This is a genomic window from Buttiauxella sp. S19-1, assembly GCF_022134725.1.
Taxonomy (GTDB): domain Bacteria; phylum Pseudomonadota; class Gammaproteobacteria; order Enterobacterales; family Enterobacteriaceae; genus Buttiauxella; species Buttiauxella ferragutiae.
This window is the reverse complement of the sequence record NZ_JAHWLU010000245.1, coordinates 1-1,400: the sequence shown is the minus strand read 5'-3', so window position 1 is coordinate 1,400 and position 1,400 is coordinate 1. Positions and strand designations below refer to the sequence as shown.

The 1,400-nt window shown below is 50.2% G+C and carries 1 pseudogene; it reads left to right on the top strand.

From position 1 onward, the window contains the following. Positions 1 to 57 precede the first annotated feature (57 nt). Positions 58 to 1,200: pseudogene (locus tag MES37_RS24355) on the top strand (IS3 family transposase). The last annotated feature ends 200 nt before the right edge of the window (positions 1,201 to 1,400 follow it).

The window sequence follows — 1,400 nt, the reverse complement described above, 5'->3', positions numbered from 1 at the left end:
CAGCGAACCGTATCAAATCAGTATTTGCATAACACTGGGCGTCCATATATGACTCACATGACAAAAACAGTATCAACCAGCAAAAATCCCCGTAAACAGCATTCCCCTGAAACTCGCTGAACGCATCGGTGTTGCTGCCGCAGCCCGTGAACTCAGCCTGTATGAATCGCAACTTTATAACTGGCGCAGTAAACAGCAACAACAGCTCTCATCCTCTGAGCGTGAAAATGAACTCGCTGCTGAAAATGCTCGTCTCAAACGCCAGCTGGCGGAACGGGACGAGGAGCTGGCCATTCTCCAAAAGGCCGCGACATACTTCGCGAAGCGCCTGAAATGAAGTATGTCTTTATTGAAAAACATCAGGCTGAGTTCAGCATCAAAGCCATGTGTCGCGTCCTCCGGGTGGCCCGCAGCGGCTGGTATGCGTGGGCTCAGCGGCGTGCGAGGCTAAACTCACGCCAGCAGTTCCGTCTGAGTTGTGACAGCGCCGTGCACGAGGCTTTTCACCGGGCAAAACAGCGCTACGGCGCACCGCGCCTGACCGATGAACTGCATGCTCAGGGTTACCGCTTCAGCGTGAAAACCGTGGCAGCCAGCCTGCGTCGTCAGGGGCTTCGGGCGAAAGCTTCACGGAAGTTCAGCCCGGTCAGTTACCGCGAGCATGACCTGCCGGTGTCGGAGAACCTGCTGAAGCAGGATTTTTACGCCAGCGGTCCAAACCAGAAATGGTCGGGTGACATCACCTACTTACGTACTGATGAAGGCTGGCTATATCTGGCTGTCGTCATCGATCTGTGGTCACGTGCTGTTATCGGCTGGTCAATGTCATCACGGATGACGGCACAGCTGGCCTGCGATGCGCTACAGATGGCGTTGTGGCGACGTAAGCGCCCGGAAAATGTCATCGTTCACACCGACCGTGGTGGGCAGTACTGCTCAGCGGATTATCAGGCGCTACTGAAGCGGCATAACCTGCGCGGTAGCATGAGTGCAAAGGGTTGTTGTTACGATAATGCCTGTGCAGAAAGCTTCTTCCACTCACTGAAAGTCGAATGTATCCACGGTGAACGCTTTATCAGCCGGGAAATGATGCGGACGACGGTGTTTAATTATATCGAGTGTGATTACAATCGGTGGCGTCGCCACAGTGCCTGTGGCGGACTCAGCCCGGAACAATTTGAAAATCTGAATCTCGCTTAGGGCCGTGTCTACATTACGTGGGTAGGATCAGATTCCCTGGCTGATTATGAATATAATTTCGCATGCCATCGTAAGTTATTTTCAGTAAACAATACGCAATAATTCAATAATTAAATAATTAAATAATTAAATAATTCAATAATTCAATAATTCAATAATTCAATAATATTAAAATTTGAAATCAATACTTGGAATAGGGG